Origin of the sequence: Nocardiopsis sinuspersici (assembly GCF_001998325.1) — a bacterium.
GTDB classification, from domain to species: domain Bacteria; phylum Actinomycetota; class Actinomycetes; order Streptosporangiales; family Streptosporangiaceae; genus Nocardiopsis; species Nocardiopsis sinuspersici.
Genome location: NZ_MCOK01000001.1, coordinates 385,016 through 398,840, shown reverse-complemented (window position 1 = coordinate 398,840; position 13,825 = coordinate 385,016). Strand labels below are relative to the sequence as shown.

The following is a 13,825-nucleotide window of genomic DNA, read 5'->3' as shown; positions in this document are numbered from 1 at the left end:
CCCCCTACTTCCGTCGGGGACCGGGGCCGCCGTCCGAGGGAGCGGACGCGTCCCGGCGGCCGATGCCCGTGCGGGCGCCGCTCCGGGAGGATCGGCGCCATGAGCGAGACAGCGATCGAGGCCGTCGGCCTCCGCAAGAGGTACGGCGACGACGAGGCCGTCGCCGGTGTGGACCTGGCCGTCCCACGCGGCGAGGTCCTCTGCCTCCTCGGCCCCAACGGCGCGGGCAAGTCCACCACCGTCGAGATCCTGGGGGGCTTCCGCCTCCGCGACGGCGGCACCGCCCGGGTCCTGGGCGAGGACCCCGGCACGGCCGGGCGCCGGTGGCGCTCACGCCTCGGCGTGGTCTGGCAGGGGGAGGCCCTGGTCCCGCGGCTGACCGTGCGCGCGGTGGTCCGCCACTTCGCCGGCTACTACCCCCAGCCCCGTGACCCCGACGCCGTGGTCGAGATGGTCGGCCTCGGCGAGAGGGCCCGGGCACGGGTCACCTCCCTGTCCGGCGGGCAGCGGCGCCGCCTGGACGTGGCCCTCGGCATCGTCGGCCGTCCCGAACTGCTGTTCCTGGACGAGCCCACGACCGGGTTCGACCCCCGGGCCCGGCGCGACTTCTGGTCGCTGGTCGGCGGCCTGGCCCGGGGCGGCACCACCGTCGTCCTGACCACGCACCACCTGGAGGAGGCCGAGGCGCTCGCCGACCGCGTGTGCGTGATCGCGCGCGGCAGGGTCCGCGCCCTGGGGTCCCCCTCCACGCTGGGCGGGCGGGCCTCGGCCCGGGCCACCGTCGGCTGGACCGCCGACGGGCGGCGCCGCGAGGTGCGCACCGACGAGCCCACGCGGCTGGTGGGTGAGCTGACCACCCTGTTCTCCGGCGAGATACCGGAGCTGAGCGTGCACCGGCCCACGCTGGAGGAGGTCTACCTGGACCTCATCGGCGACGGGCACGGCGGTGTCCCCGACTCCCCCGACGGCCGCGGTGCCCGCAGGGCCGGGACGGAGGCCACCGCGTGAGCGTCCGAGTGGAAGGCCCCTCCCCGGCGGGCCGCCCGCCCGGGACACTGCGCGTGGGACTGTCCCGGGGATGGCTGGAGATCCGCGAGTTCGCCCACGCGTGGGAGAGCGTGGTCCTCACCTTCTCCCTCCCCGCGCTGGTCCTCACCCTGCTCTCGTCGATGCTCGACGGCGTGTTCGGCGCGGGCGTGTCCGCCGTGGACCACTACCTGCCCGGCCTGGTCGCGATGGGCCTGATGTCGGTCAGCTTCCAGAACCTGGGCCTGTCCATCGCCCAGGAGCGCGACACCGGCGGCCTGCGCCGCCTGCGCGGCACCCCGATGCCGCCGGCCGCCTACTTCCTGGGCAAGACCGTGCTGGTGCTGTTCCTGGCCCTGGGCCAGGTGGTCCTGCTGCTGGGCGTGGCACGCCTGGCCTTCGGCGCGCGGCTGCCCGCCGACCCGGCCGCCTGGGCCGCACTCGCGTGGGTGTTCGTCCTCGGCACCGTCTCCTGCTCCCTGCTGGGGATCGCCGTCAGTTCCCTGGTCCGCGACTCCCGCTCCGCCTCCGGCGTCGTGGTCGTGCCGTTCCTCGTCCTGCAGTTCACCTCCGGGGTCTTCGTGCCCGTCGCCGTCCTGCCCGAGTGGGTGCTCGGCGCCGCCTCGCTCTTCCCGCTGCTGTGGATGGCGCAGGGGCTGCGCGCCGCGTTCCTCCCCGCGGGGACGGCCGCCTCGGATCCCGGCGGGGCGTGGGACCCGCCCTCGGTGGCGCTCGCGCTCGGCGTGTGGTGCGTGGTGGGCCTGGCCCTGGTGCTGCTGACGTTCCGGTGGAAGGCGCGCGAGGACGGGTGACCGCCGCCGCGTGGGCCGGGCTGCCGGGTTCCCGCTCCGGGGCGCCGGGCCCCGGTTCCGGTCCCGGGGTCCCCCCCTGGGGGAATCAGGGCCGTTCCAGGGATTCTCCCGATGTGGCACACGGCACCGGACGGAAGAATGGGCATATGGTGGAACCGATGAACGAAGTGAATCCCCCCGATCACGGTCGGATGCGCGCCTCCGACGCCGACCGTGACTCCGTCGCGCACCGGCTGCGCGAGGCCCTCGCAGAGGGGCGGCTGGACCCGGACGAGCACAGCGAGCGGCTGGACGCCGTCTACCGGGCCAAGACCATCGGCGAGCTCGTCCCCCTCACCGAGGACCTCCCCGCGGAGAACGGCTCCGACGCCCTCGCCGCGCCCGCCGACTTCCGCTCTCCGCGTCCGGTCTACGGCGGCGGCCGGATCGTGGACCGGGAGCCGACCAGCCGGGTCGCGGTCGTCGTGATGGGCGGGGCCGACCGGTCGGGAAGCTGGGTCGTGCCGGGCACCTTCGTCGCCTTCGCCGTGATGGGCGGTGTCGAACTGGACCTGCGCGAGGCACGGTTCACCCAGCGCGAGACCACCATCTGGGTCTGCACCGTCATGGGCGGGGTGGGCATCACCGTGCCCGACGACCTCCAGGTGCGGGTGCACGGGCTGCCGCTCATGGGCGGCTTCGGCGTCTCCGAGAACACACCCAGCGTGGTGGACCCGGACGCGCCGATCGTGCACATCCGGGGCATCGCCGTGATGGGCGGGGTGGGCGTCGAGTACAAGCCGCGCAAACACCAGGGCGAGATCGAGGAGTAGGGACGGTCCCCCGCCGCCGGAGACGACGGACGCACCCCAAGACGTTCTGCTCTCTCAGAGCCGTCCATCGAACCACAGTGGTTCCCCATACGTAAGGTCTGTGGCTGATTGTGGCAATTGTGGCCACTGGTCCTTGCCCGGGGAACCTTTCTGATGTCAGGCTGCACCGATACTTCGCCTACCCGAGGTGTCCATCCCCCCACACCGCGGAGCGGTGGACCCCCCCACACTTTTCGGAGGAAGATCGTTGCGTTCCACACATGAAGGGGCCGCGCCACGCACCGCGGCCCCCGCCTTCCGGCGCCGCGCCGCCACGGCCGGCGCCGCGGCCGTTCTGCTCGTCGGCACCCTGGCGGCCTCCCCCGCACACGCCGAGCCCGGTCCGCCGGACCACTCGCGCGCCCCCGAGCACGCGGGACCGCCCGAGCACGCGGGCAAGCCCGGCAAGCCGGGCAGGGACCTGCCCCTGTCGGAGCTGGTGACCGCCGATGCCGTCAGGGAGCACCTGGAGAACCTCGACACCATCGCCGAGTACAACGGCGGCAACCGGGCCACGAACACCCCCGGCTACGACGTCGCCGCCCTGTACGTCGAGGACCAGCTGGAGCGTGCCGGATACAAGCCCTACCGGCACGAGTACGAGTACGAGCTGTGGCGGGAGCAGTCCCCCGCCGTCCTGGCGCAGACCTCGCCGGAGCAGGTCGCCTACGAGGCCGACACCGACTACGTGACCATGTCCTACTCCGGCGCCGGCGACGTCACCGCCCCCGCCGTGGGCGTCAACACCGACAGCACCGCGAGCGGCTGCTCCGCCGACGACTTCGCGGACTTCCCCGAGGGCGCCGTCGCGATCACCATGCGCGGCACCTGCCCGTTCGCGGACAAGGTCCAGAACGCCGCCGACGCGGGGGCCTCGGCCGCCCTCGTGGTCAACAGCTCGGACGAGGTCTTCCTCGGCACCGTGAGCGAGCTCTCCGACATCCCCGCACTGGGAGTCTCCGGGACGGCGGGCGCCGACCTGCTGGCCACCGAGGGCCTGGAGCTGCGGGTGAAGGTGGACGCCGAGGTCAGCAACGAGACCTCCTTCAGCATCCTCGCCGAGACCCCGGGCGGCCGTGACGACAACGTGGTCATGGTGGGCAGCCACCTCGACAGCGTCGCGGAGGGACCCGGCATCAACGACAACGGCAGCGGCTCGTCGTTCGTACTGGAGACCGCCATCCAGCTCGCGAAGCAGGAGGCTCCCGAGAACAAGGTCCGCTTCGCCTTCTGGGGCACCGAGGAGGAGGGCCTGGTCGGTTCCACCCGCTACGTGGAGGACCTGACCGCGGAGCAGGTCGAGGACATCGGCCTCTACCTCAACTTCGACATGATCGGCTCGCACAACTACGCCCGGTTCGTCCTGGACGGCGGGATGGAGCTGCCCGGATCCGTCCAGGCACCCTCCGGATCCGGCGCGATCGCGAAGGTCTTCTCGGACTACTTCGCCTCCCAGGACCAGGTCAGCGAGCCCGGCGTGCTGAGCGGGCGCAGCGACTACCAGGCGTTCATGGAGGCGGGTATCCCGTCCGGCGGCCTGTTCAGCGGCGCCGACGGCGTCAAGACCGAGGAGCAGGTCCAGTGGTACGGCGGCACCGCGGGCGAGCAGTTCGACCCGTACTACCACACCGCCGAGGACACCCTGGACAAGATCAACTGGGACTCGGTGGCCGAGCTGTCGGCCGCCGGCGCGCACGGTGTGGAGTTCTTCTCCGAGAGCACCCTGCCGGTGAACGGCGTGCTGCGCTACTCCGCGAACGACGCCGGGTTCCCCAAGGTGGGCGACGCCTGGCGCATGTAGTCCGCGTTCTCCCTCGCGCGAGACCGACCGCACGACCCTGAGGGCGGGGCGGGCGGCGTGAACCCCCCGGTTCCACGCCGCCCGCCCCTCGCGGTGTCTCCCCCTCCACGACCGCCCGGGTGGCCCCCTCTGCCCACTCGGAAGCCCGTGTGCGGACACCGCCGGAAACTACTTTGCGTAGCCCCATGACTCCCTAATGTACCAGTGAGCTGCGTCACTTTCACCCCCTGCTGCGGAGTGATCATTCTGCGTCATGGGGAACGCGCCGATCCGGCGCCCGTGCTCCGACGGCCGCCCGGAGGCGGAGCCGCCTCATTCCCTCCCCGCCGCCGAGGAGTCACCGCGCAGACGGGTGTTCTCGTCCTCCAGGTCCAGGATCCGGCCGATCCCGGCGAGGTTCACGCCCTGGGCCGCCAGCTCGGCCACCCGACGCAGCCGGGCGATGTCGTCGTCGCTGTACATCCGCGTGCCGCCGTCGGTGCGCGCCGGGGCGACCAGGCCCCGCTCCTCGTAGGAGCGCAGGCTCTGCGGCGCGATGCCCGCCAGCTCCGCCGCCACGGAGATCGTGTAGAGGCCCCGCGCGGAACCTGACCCGGGTTCTGTCATGAACGGCATCCCTCCTCGGCGCACACCACGCGGCCGCGGCCGTGTGCACCCCTGCCTGACGAAACCTTTAGCTGGCACTGTTGTTTATCTCCTCAAGTATGAGGTATAAAACTTGCGTCACATCGCATCAGGTTTTGTGGTACGAGTAGAGGAGGTATCCATGATGCTGATGCGCACCGATCCCTTCCGCGACATCGACCGCCTCACCGAGCGGATCCTGGGCGCGTCCAACCGGCCGGCCGCGATGCCCATCGACGCCTACCGCGACGGGGACGTCTTCATCGTCTGCTTCGACCTGCCCGGCGTGCGTGCCGACTCCATCGACCTGGAGGTCGAGCGCAACGTGCTGACCGTGACCGCCGAGCGGGCCGACACCGTGCGCGACCGCGGCTCGGTGGTGGTCTCCGAGCGGCCCACCGGCACCTTCTCCCGGCAGCTGTTCCTGGGGGACACCCTGCGGACGGACGACATCCAGGCCGACTACACCGACGGTGTCCTGACACTGCGCATCCCGGTCGCCGAACAGGCCAAGCCGCGCAAGATCAGCATCAGCCAGGGCGAGGGCCAGCCCCAGAGCATCAACGCCTGAGAACCCGCGGCCGGCCGGGTCGCGGACCCGGCCGGCCGCGGCCCACATGGCCCCACCGTGTCCACCGATCAGGAAGTAGTGATTCGATGCCTTCCATCCTGCGTAGAACCCGTGCGGTAGCCGAGCACATCCAGCGCCAGAGCGGCGGGGAGGCGACCCACCTGGCGTGCGTCCGCTTCTTCCACGCCCTCAGGGCCTACGAGAACGCCTGGGGAAGCACCCCCGACCGCCTCCGCCTGTCCCTGGAGGAGCTCAGGCGGGCCACCACCGACCTCACCGGCGACCCCGACACCTTCCGACGGGCGTGCCGGGACCCCCGCCACCAGGGCGTACCGCAGAGCCTCGACGAGCCCCTCGCCGAGCAGCTTCGGGCGTTCCTGTCGGTCCCCGCCTGACCCCTTCCCCCTAGGGTTGGGGCATGACCAAACGGGACACCGACAAGCCGGTCGTGCTGTCGAAGATCTACACGCGTACCGGCGACGCCGGCACGACGGCGCTCGGCGACATGAGCCGGACCGGCAAGAACGACACACGCCTGGTCGGATACGCCGACGCCGAGGAGGCCAACGCCGCCATCGGCACCGCCCTGGCCATGGGCGAGCTGCCCGACGACGTCCGGGCACTGCTCCGCCGCGTCCAGAACGAACTGTTCGACCTGGGCGCCGACCTGTCCACACCGATCGTGCCCGACCCGGAGTTCCCACCGCTGCGGGTCGGGCCCGAGTACGTCGCGCGCCTGGAGGAGGCCTGCGACACCTACAACGCCGACCTGCCCACCCTGCGCAGCTTCATCCTGCCCGGGGGCTCCCCCACCGTGGCTCTCGTGCACACGGCGCGGATCGTGGTCCGGCGGGCCGAACGCAGTGTGTGGGCGGCCGTCGAGGAGCACGGCGACACGGTCAACCCGCTCACCGCCCAGTACCTCAACCGGCTCTCCGACCTGCTGTTCATCCTCGGCCGGTACGTGGCCGGGGAGGGTGACGAGGTCCTCTGGAAGCCGGGGGGAGAACGCTAGCGCCCCCGGGCTCGCCGAAGGGGCCCCGCCTCCGCGGAGGCGGGGCCCCTTCGGCGAGCCCGCCTCCGCGCACGATTGGGCTCCCCCACCTGCGAGGACAAAGAATGTTCAGGAAATGACGTGTCATCCGTAAAAACAGGGTTATGGGGTCGTTATACGGACTCTGACCAAGGAACGGGGCGCACATGACCACCAGAGCCAGACCCGCCGCCGTCACGGCGGTCTTCGTCCTGCTGATCCTGATCGCGGTCTACCAGATCGTCATGAGCCTGCTGGCCCTCGCCGGAGCCGTCGCCATGGAGACCGTCGGCTTCGTCGCCGAGAGCGCCCAGGTGCCCACCTGGGCCGTGCTGACCGCCGCGGCCATCGGGCTGGTGTACGGCGTGGCGGCGGCCGTCCTGGCCGCCATGGTCCACCGGAACCGGCCCGGCACGCGAAGGGCGGTGACCGCGGCCAACGGCGTCTACGCCGTCGTGGTCCTGGCCCTGCTGTCCACCGAGGTCACCGCGGTTCCCGAGATCATCACCGCGGCCATCGCCCTGGCCGTGGTGGGACTGGCCAACTCCGAGAGCGCCAAGGAGTACCTCACCGCCGCGGCCCCGGCCGAGCGCACACGCTCACAGGTCGGCTGAGGCATCCTGACCGCGTCCGGCCCGCCACCCCTCCCGCGGGCCGGGCGCACCCCTCCTCCGGGCTCACGGCGCCCTCAGCACTCGGGCGGGAAGGCCTCCCTGGGGGAGAACTCCGCCTCCGGGGCGTCCTCGGCCCTGACGTACACACCCGCGTCGTCGGCCAGCGCCCCCGTCGTGAACACGACCGTGCCGATGTCGTGCTCCGTCGCCTCCCCCGGCCCACCGGCCACGGACCCGACCCCGACGCGGTACTCCCTCCGCTCCGACTCCGGGACCAGCCGGTAGACGGGCTCGCCCTCCCCGTCGGTGATCCGCCAGTCCTCGCCCGGCGCGGCCAGGTCGACCTCCAGACGGTTCCCGTCGAACTCGCGGGTGGCGACCAGGTGTCTTCGCGACCGTCCGTCGACCAGGTCGATCTGCCGCGGCCCCGTGTCACCGCACCAGGCCACGATCAGGACGGGGAACTCGTGCCGGGCGCTGAAGTGGCCCGTGGCCACCGCGCCGACGTGGCCGCCCGTCGGCTGACAGGCGGCGAGCAGGGAGACCAGGAGGGCGAAGGCGAGGAGCCCGAGGAATCGAATGGCACACATGGAACCGCATCCTGCCGCGTCCGGAGATCCTCCGGAAGGGCCCCGCGCCCCTACTGGAGGTTGCCGATTTCGCGCTCGACGGCCTCGACCTTGCCGTGCAGGGCGTCGGTGACGCCCTCGCGGATGTCGGCCTTGAGGGTGAGGGTCACCCGGGAGGCGCCCTCCCCGGCGGCCTCCACGGCACGCCTGACCACGTCCATGACCTCGTCCCACTCACCCTCGACGGTGGTGAACATGGCGGAGGTCTCGTTGGGCAGCCCGCTCTCGCGGACCACCTTCACGGCGCGGGCGACGGCGGGGGTGACGGACTCACCGGTACCGAGGGGGGCTACGGAGAAGGCGACGATCATGCGGCCATGCTAGGGACCGGGAGCGCCGCTGTGAACCACCGACACGGGCCGGAGCGTGTTCACCGAACACGCCCTGGGCTTCGCTTGGCGGACTCGGTCCCGTGCCGCCGGGGGTGACGAGGGCGCCGACGGGGCTGCCGTGGGGACGAAGGTTCCCGTACCCGCGGCGCCCGAACACGAGGCGCAGCGCAGCGCAGCCTCAAAGACGACACAGCTAGGGCGCCGACGGGGTTCTGGAGGATTCGTAGGTGGGGCTGCGAGGAACGAGCCGCCATACCGGAGGATCCGAAGGTTCCCGTACCTACGGCGCACGAGCACGAGGCGAAGCGCAGCGCAGCCTCAAAGACAACACAGCAGGGCGCCGACGGGGCTGCCGTGGGGACCGAAGGTTCCCGTACCCGCGGCGTCCGGGCACGAGGCGAAGCGCAGCGCAGCCTCAAGGAAACACCGCTAGCCCTCCCAGTGGGTCCCCGGCGGCATCGACTCCAGCCAGGACAGGAAACCGGTCAGGGTGCCCTCGTTCATGGCGATCTCGTACGACGCCTCACGGGGGTCCGAGCCGTCCGCGCCGGCCCAGCCGATCCGGAGCACGGTGAGGTCGACCGGCAGGTCCTCCCCCTCCTCGGGGGCGCGCCGCCCCACAACGACGAGACCGCGGCGCGACAGCCTCGCTGTCGGCCGCGGTCTGAGTGAGAAGATGGGGAACCAGCCCAGGTTCTCCGTGCCGTACCGGCCGAAGCCGATGCGCCAGGAGCCCCGGCGTCCCCGTACTCCGACGGCGCGCAGGTAGCACTCCACCGCGCCGCCGCGCCGTACGAGGATCCAGCGGCGCAGGGTGACGGCGGCCACCAGCGCCAGGAGGACGAGGAGCAGGGCGTAGAACACCCACTGCGCGGACTCCAACCACGGTGTGCCAGGCAGCAGCCGTTCCATGCCCACTACTCGTTCCGCCGTCCCGGTACGCTAGGCGACTTCCTCGCCAGCAGCGCGCAGGCGGCTGCTCGCACGGCCCACGGCGACGTCGTCGCCGGACTCGGCCGCACTCTTCAGCGCCGTGCGCGCACGGTCCACATCGATGTCCTCGGCGAGCTCGGCGGTCTCGGCGAGGATGGAGACACGACCCTCACCCGAGACGGAGACGAACCCGCTGTGCGCGGCGGCCCGGACCTCGCCGGTCTCCCGCGCACCCAGCACGCGAACGACGGCGTCGTGGGCCAGCAGCGAGAGCAGCGGGACGTGCCCGGGCTGAACGCCGATCTCACCCTCGACGGTCTTCGCGATGACCATGTCGCCCTCGCCCGCCCAAATCTCACGTTCGGGAGAGACGATCTCGACGAAAAGCTTCTTCGACACTGCCACAAACTCCTCGGCTAGCGGGTGGTTTCGGCCGGGTCGGTCCCCGACGGTTGGCGGGGACCGACCCGGCCCAACAACTAGCCCGCCCGTCGCCCGCCACCACCCTCAACGGACGCTGTGCGGTTCTAGCCCTGCAGCTTCTTGGCCTTCTCGACGACCATGCTGATGTCGCCGACGTCGAGGAACGCCTGCTCGGGCAGGTGGTCGTACTCGCCGTCGCAGACCGCCTTGAAGGAGGAGATGGTGTCCTCCAGCGGAACGAAGACACCCGGGTTGCCGGTGAACTTCTCGGCGACGAACATGTTCTGCGAGAGGAAGCGCTCCAGGCGCCGCGCCCGGTTGACGACGATCTTGTCCTCCTCGGACAGCTCGTCCATACCGAGAATGGCGATCTGGTCCTGCAGGTCCTTGTTGCGCTGCAGGATCTCCTTCACGCGCTGGGCCACCTGGTAGTGCTCGTCGCCCACGTACTGCGGGTCCAGGATGCGCGAGGTGGAGGCCAGCGGGTCCACCGCCGGGTAGATGCCCTTCTGCGAGATCGGGCGGGAGAGCTCGGTCGTCGCGTCCAGGTGGGCGAAGGTGGTCGCCGGAGCGGGGTCGGTGTAGTCGTCCGCGGGGACGTAGATCGCCTGCATCGAGGTGATCGAGTGGCCGCGCGTCGAGGTGATCCGCTCCTGGAGCTGACCCATCTCGTCCGCCAGGTTGGGCTGGTAGCCCACGGCCGAGGGCATACGGCCCAGCAGCGTGGAGACCTCCATACCCGCCTGGGTGAAACGGAAGATGTTGTCGATGAACAGCAGCACGTCCTGCTTCTGGACGTCGCGGAAGTACTCCGCCATCGTCAGGGCGGACAGCGCCACCCGCAGACGGGTGCCCGGGGGCTCGTCCATCTGGCCGAAGACGAGCGCGGTGTCCGGGAGGACGCCCATCTCGTCCATCTCCAGGAAGAGGTCCGTACCCTCACGGGTGCGCTCGCCGACACCGGCGAACACGGACACACCACCGAAGTTGCGGGCGATACGGGTGATCATCTCCTGGATGAGCACCGTCTTGCCGACACCGGCGCCGCCGAACAGGCCGATCTTCCCACCACGCACGTACGGCGTGAGGAGGTCGATCACCTTGATGCCCGTGACCAGCATCTCGGTCTTGGACTCGAGCTGGTCGAAGGACGGGGCCTTGCGGTGGATCGGCCAGTGCTCGGTCGCACCCAGCTCGGAGGAGGGCACGTCCATGGACTCGCCCAGGGTGTTGAACACGTGGCCCTTGACGACGTCGCCCACGGGCACGCTGATCGGCGCACCGGTGTCGCGGACCTCGGCGCCACGGACCATGCCGTCCTGGGGAGCCAGGGAGATGGCGCGCACCTGGTTGTCACCCAGGTGCTGGGCGACCTCCAGGGTGATGGTCTTCGTCGTGCCACCGATGCTCACATCGGTGTGCAGGGCGTTGTAGATGGCCGGCAGGGAGCCGACGGGGAACTCCACGTCGACGACCGGGCCGGTGACCCGGGAGATGCGGCCGGTGGCGGTGCCGGCCCCAGCCGTCCCTTCAACTGTCGCAGTCACTTTTGTTACTCACTTCCCGCGCTGGCAGCAGCGAGCGCGTCGGCACCGCCGACAATCTCACTGAGCTCATTGGTGATCTCAGCCTGACGTGCCTGGTTGGCCAGGCGGGTCAGGTTCTTGGCGAGTTCCTCAGCGTTGTCCGTGGCGGCCTTCATGGCCGCGCGACGGGACGCCTGCTGGGAGGCTGCGGACTCCAGGAGCGCGAAGTAGATGCGGTTGGTCACGTACTGCGGGAGCAGCCGGTCCAACGCCTCCTCCACGGAGGGCTCGAACTCGTACAGCGGCAGCGGAGCGCCCTGTTCGGCCTCGAGTTCGCTCGCGTCGACCTCCTCGATCTCCAGCGGCAGGGCTCGGGCGGCCGAGGCGCGCTGGGTCAGCATCGAGACGAACTCCGTGGAGATCACGTGGATCTCGTCGACGCCGCCCTCGGAGGTGTCCATGGCGAACTTCTCCATGAGCGCGGAGCCGATCTCCTGGGCGTCCGCGTAGGTCGGACGCTCGGTGATGCCCTCCCACTGCCCCTCGAGCGGACGGTCGCGGAACTTGTAGAAGCCCACGCCCTTGCGGCCCACCATGTAGGTGAGGACCTCCTTGCCCTCCTCCCGCAGGAGCCCGGAGAGGGCGTCCGCCTCCTTGAGCACGTTGGACGAGAAGGCGCCCGCCAGGCCCTTGTCACTGGTGATGACCAGGACGGCCGCGCGGGTGGGGTTCTCGGCCTCGGCCAGCAGCGGGTTGTAGGTCACCCGGCTGGCCAGGGCCGAGACCGCCCGGGTGATCTCCCGCGCGTAGGGCCCAGCAGCCTCCGCCGCCCGCTGCGCCTTGGTGATGCGCGTCGTGGCGATGAGCTCCATCGCGCGGGTGATCTTCGCCATCGACTTCGTCGAGCGGATCCTCCGGCGATAGACGCGAAGCTGTGCACCCATGGGTTACTTCCCGCCCTTGGCGACCTTGATGGTCTCCTGGCCGACCTGGTCCTTGTCGAGCGCCTCAGTCTCGGCCTCGGTGCCCAGGAGGGTCCCCGCCGAGGTCTGGAAGCCCTGCTTGAACTTCTCCAGGGCGGAGTCCAGGGACTCCTTGGTCTCGTCGTCGAACTTGCCGGTGTCGCGGATGGTGTCGAGGATTCCGGGGTGCTCTCGGGAGAGGTGGTCCAGGAAGTCGTCCTCGAAGCGGCGCACGTCCTCGATCGGGACGTCGTCGAGCTTGCCGGTGTTGCCGGCCCAGATGGAGACGACCGTCTTCTCCATGGGGAACGGCGAGTACTGGCCCTGCTTGAGCAGCTCCATCATCCGGGCGCCGCGCTCCAGCTGCTGCTTGGAGACCGCGTCCAGGTCCGAACCGAAGGCGGAGAACGCCTCGAGCTCGCGGTACTGGGCAAGGCCCAGACGCAGCGTGCCGGAGACGGACTTGGTGGCCTTGGTCTGGGCCGCGCCACCGACACGGGAGACCGACACACCCACGTCGATCGCCGGACGCTGGCCCTGGTTGAACAGGTCCGAGTCCAGGAAGACCTGGCCGTCGGTGATGGAGATGACGTTGGTGGGGATGTAGGCCGAGACGTCGCCCGCCTTGGTCTCGATGATCGGCAGAGCGGTCATCGAGCCCGCGCCCAGCTCGTCGGAGAGCTTGGCGCAGCGCTCCAGGAGACGGGAGTGCAGGTAGAAGACGTCACCGGGGTAGGCCTCACGCCCCGGCGGACGGCGCAGCAGCAGCGACACCGCACGGTAGGCCTCGGCCTGCTTGGTCAGGTCGTCGAAGACGATGAGGACGTGCTTGCCCTCGTACATCCAGTGCTGGCCCAGGGCCGAACCGGTGTAGGGGGACAGGTACTTGAAGCCCGCCGGGTCCGACGCCGGGGAGGCGACGATGGTGGTGTACTCCATCGCGCCGGCCTCTTCGAGGGCGCCCCGCACACCGGCGATGGTCGAGCCCTTCTGGCCGATCGCGACGTAGATGCAGCGCACCTGCTTGTCGGGGTCGCCGGACTCCCAGTTGGCCTTCTGGTTGATGATCGCGTCGATACCGACCGCGGTCTTGCCGGTCTGCCGGTCGCCGATGAGCAGCTGGCGCTGCCCGCGGCCGATCGGCGTCATGGTGTCGATCGCCTTGATGCCGGTCTGCATCGGCTCGTGGACCGGCTGGCGCTGCATGACCGTCGCGGCCTGCAGCTCCAGGTCACGGCGCTCGGTCGTCTCGATCTCGCCCTTGCCGTCGATGGGGGCGCCCAGGGGGTCCACCACGCGGCCGAGGAAGTTGTCGCCCACCGGCACCGAGAGGAGCTGGCCGGTGCGGCGCACCTGCTGGCCCTCCTCGATGCTGGTGAAGTCACCCAGCACGACGACACCGATCTCACCGATCTCGAGGTTCTGGGCCAGGCCCAGGGTGCCGTCCTCAAACTGCAGCAGCTCGTTCGCCATCGCCGAGGGAAGGCCACCGACGCGGGCGATGCCGTCACCGGAGTAGGTGACGGTACCGACCTCTTCCGCGCGGGTGGCTTCAGGCTCGTACGACTGGACGAAGCGCTGCAGCGCGTCCCGGATCTCGTCCGGTCGGATCGTCAGCTCCGCCATCTCTACGTTGTCCTTGCTCTCAAATGGCGCCGGGCTGGCGCCGTGCGTGCTTGCCTTGCGTT

General features: G+C 70.6%; 16 protein-coding genes. 8 read left to right on the top strand and 8 right to left on the bottom strand.

What is annotated here, in order from left to right:
* The first annotated feature begins 99 nt into the window (after positions 1 to 99).
* The 4 genes from NOSIN_RS01755 to NOSIN_RS01740 all read left to right on the top strand — a co-directional run bounded on the left by NOSIN_RS01755 (position 100) and on the right by NOSIN_RS01740 (position 4,490).
* The gene (locus tag NOSIN_RS01755) at positions 100 to 1,008 is read left to right on the top strand and encodes an ABC transporter ATP-binding protein (protein WP_077689059.1); all 909 of its coding nucleotides are present in this window, start codon (positions 100 to 102) and stop codon (positions 1,006 to 1,008) included.
* Positions 1,005 to 1,838, top strand: coding sequence for an ABC transporter permease (locus NOSIN_RS01750; RefSeq protein ID WP_236743276.1), 834 nt, complete (start codon positions 1,005 to 1,007; stop codon positions 1,836 to 1,838). Before NOSIN_RS01755 ends, NOSIN_RS01750 begins: the two co-directional genes overlap by 4 nt.
* A gap of 146 nt (positions 1,839 to 1,984) precedes the next feature.
* Positions 1,985 to 2,650 (top strand): DUF1707 SHOCT-like domain-containing protein, encoded by a 666-nt coding sequence (locus NOSIN_RS01745; RefSeq protein ID WP_077689058.1) that lies wholly within the window; start codon positions 1,985 to 1,987, stop codon positions 2,648 to 2,650.
* Positions 2,651 to 2,897: 247 nt separating this feature from the next.
* Positions 2,898 to 4,490, top strand: coding sequence for a M28 family peptidase (locus tag NOSIN_RS01740; protein ID WP_077689057.1), 1,593 nt, complete (start codon positions 2,898 to 2,900; stop codon positions 4,488 to 4,490).
* A gap of 312 nt (positions 4,491 to 4,802) precedes the next feature.
* Here NOSIN_RS01740 and NOSIN_RS01735 read toward each other — a convergent pair whose 3' ends face one another.
* Positions 4,803 to 5,096 (bottom strand): MerR family transcriptional regulator, encoded by a 294-nt coding sequence (locus NOSIN_RS01735; RefSeq protein ID WP_077693341.1) that lies wholly within the window; start codon positions 5,094 to 5,096, stop codon positions 4,803 to 4,805.
* 160 nt (positions 5,097 to 5,256) lie between these two features.
* On the opposite strand from NOSIN_RS01735, the gene NOSIN_RS01730 reads away from it, so the two are divergent.
* The 4 genes from NOSIN_RS01730 to NOSIN_RS01715 all read left to right on the top strand — a co-directional run bounded on the left by NOSIN_RS01730 (position 5,257) and on the right by NOSIN_RS01715 (position 7,332).
* Complete coding sequence (locus tag NOSIN_RS01730) at positions 5,257 to 5,685, top strand: Hsp20/alpha crystallin family protein (RefSeq protein WP_077689056.1); 429 nt, start codon at positions 5,257 to 5,259, stop codon at positions 5,683 to 5,685.
* Between the two features lie 86 nt (positions 5,686 to 5,771).
* The gene (locus tag NOSIN_RS01725) at positions 5,772 to 6,080 is read left to right on the top strand and encodes a hypothetical protein (protein WP_077689055.1); all 309 of its coding nucleotides are present in this window, start codon (positions 5,772 to 5,774) and stop codon (positions 6,078 to 6,080) included.
* A gap of 23 nt (positions 6,081 to 6,103) precedes the next feature.
* Positions 6,104 to 6,700 carry a cob(I)yrinic acid a,c-diamide adenosyltransferase gene (locus NOSIN_RS01720; RefSeq protein ID WP_077689054.1) on the top strand — a complete coding sequence of 199 codons (597 nt, stop codon included), beginning with the start codon at positions 6,104 to 6,106 and terminating at the stop codon, positions 6,698 to 6,700.
* A 185-nt stretch (positions 6,701 to 6,885) separates the two neighbouring features.
* Complete coding sequence (locus NOSIN_RS01715; protein ID WP_077689053.1) at positions 6,886 to 7,332, top strand: hypothetical protein; 447 nt, start codon at positions 6,886 to 6,888, stop codon at positions 7,330 to 7,332.
* 74 nt (positions 7,333 to 7,406) lie between these two features.
* On the opposite strand, the gene NOSIN_RS01710 is transcribed toward NOSIN_RS01715, so the two are convergent.
* The 7 genes from NOSIN_RS01710 to atpA form a co-directional block, all read right to left on the bottom strand.
* Complete coding sequence (locus NOSIN_RS01710) at positions 7,407 to 7,922, bottom strand: hypothetical protein (protein WP_077689052.1); 516 nt, start codon at positions 7,920 to 7,922, stop codon at positions 7,407 to 7,409.
* Positions 7,923 to 7,972: 50 nt separating this feature from the next.
* On the bottom strand, positions 7,973 to 8,272 hold the full coding sequence (locus tag NOSIN_RS01705; RefSeq protein WP_077689051.1) for an MTH1187 family thiamine-binding protein: 300 nt from the start codon (positions 8,270 to 8,272) through the stop codon (positions 7,973 to 7,975).
* 450 nt (positions 8,273 to 8,722) lie between these two features.
* Positions 8,723 to 9,205 carry a DUF2550 domain-containing protein gene (locus NOSIN_RS01700; RefSeq protein WP_077689050.1) on the bottom strand — a complete coding sequence of 161 codons (483 nt, stop codon included), beginning with the start codon at positions 9,203 to 9,205 and terminating at the stop codon, positions 8,723 to 8,725.
* Positions 9,206 to 9,235: 30 nt separating this feature from the next.
* Complete coding sequence (locus NOSIN_RS01695) at positions 9,236 to 9,625, bottom strand: F0F1 ATP synthase subunit epsilon (RefSeq protein WP_077689049.1); 390 nt, start codon at positions 9,623 to 9,625, stop codon at positions 9,236 to 9,238.
* Positions 9,626 to 9,753: 128 nt separating this feature from the next.
* The gene (gene atpD, locus NOSIN_RS01690) at positions 9,754 to 11,196 is read right to left on the bottom strand and encodes a F0F1 ATP synthase subunit beta (RefSeq protein ID WP_077689048.1); all 1,443 of its coding nucleotides are present in this window, start codon (positions 11,194 to 11,196) and stop codon (positions 9,754 to 9,756) included.
* A 5-nt stretch (positions 11,197 to 11,201) separates the two neighbouring features.
* Complete coding sequence (locus tag NOSIN_RS01685) at positions 11,202 to 12,119, bottom strand: F0F1 ATP synthase subunit gamma (RefSeq protein WP_077689047.1); 918 nt, start codon at positions 12,117 to 12,119, stop codon at positions 11,202 to 11,204.
* 3 nt (positions 12,120 to 12,122) lie between these two features.
* Positions 12,123 to 13,763, bottom strand: coding sequence for a F0F1 ATP synthase subunit alpha (gene atpA / locus NOSIN_RS01680; protein ID WP_077689046.1), 1,641 nt, complete (start codon positions 13,761 to 13,763; stop codon positions 12,123 to 12,125).
* Positions 13,764 to 13,825: the final 62 nt, after the last annotated feature.

Excerpts from the sequence above, each read along its gene's own strand:
- NOSIN_RS01755 (WP_077689059.1), top strand. The coding sequence starts at position 100 with ATGAGCGAGACAGCGATCGAGGCCGTCGGCCTCCGCAAGAGGTACGGC.
- NOSIN_RS01745 (WP_077689058.1), top strand. The coding sequence starts at position 1,985 with ATGGTGGAACCGATGAACGAAGTGAATCCCCCCGATCACGGTCGGATG.
- NOSIN_RS01735 (WP_077693341.1), bottom strand. The coding sequence starts at position 5,096 with ATGACAGAACCCGGGTCAGGTTCCGCGCGGGGCCTCTACACGATCTCC.
- NOSIN_RS01730 (WP_077689056.1), top strand. The coding sequence starts at position 5,257 with ATGATGCTGATGCGCACCGATCCCTTCCGCGACATCGACCGCCTCACC.
- NOSIN_RS01725 (WP_077689055.1), top strand. The coding sequence starts at position 5,772 with ATGCCTTCCATCCTGCGTAGAACCCGTGCGGTAGCCGAGCACATCCAG.
- NOSIN_RS01720 (WP_077689054.1), top strand. The coding sequence starts at position 6,104 with ATGACCAAACGGGACACCGACAAGCCGGTCGTGCTGTCGAAGATCTAC.
- NOSIN_RS01715 (WP_077689053.1), top strand. The coding sequence starts at position 6,886 with ATGACCACCAGAGCCAGACCCGCCGCCGTCACGGCGGTCTTCGTCCTG.
- NOSIN_RS01710 (WP_077689052.1), bottom strand. The coding sequence starts at position 7,922 with ATGTGTGCCATTCGATTCCTCGGGCTCCTCGCCTTCGCCCTCCTGGTC.
- NOSIN_RS01705 (WP_077689051.1), bottom strand. The coding sequence starts at position 8,272 with ATGATCGTCGCCTTCTCCGTAGCCCCCCTCGGTACCGGTGAGTCCGTC.
- NOSIN_RS01700 (WP_077689050.1), bottom strand. The coding sequence starts at position 9,205 with ATGGAACGGCTGCTGCCTGGCACACCGTGGTTGGAGTCCGCGCAGTGG.
- NOSIN_RS01685 (WP_077689047.1), bottom strand. The coding sequence starts at position 12,119 with ATGGGTGCACAGCTTCGCGTCTATCGCCGGAGGATCCGCTCGACGAAG.
- atpA (WP_077689046.1), bottom strand. The coding sequence starts at position 13,763 with ATGGCGGAGCTGACGATCCGACCGGACGAGATCCGGGACGCGCTGCAG.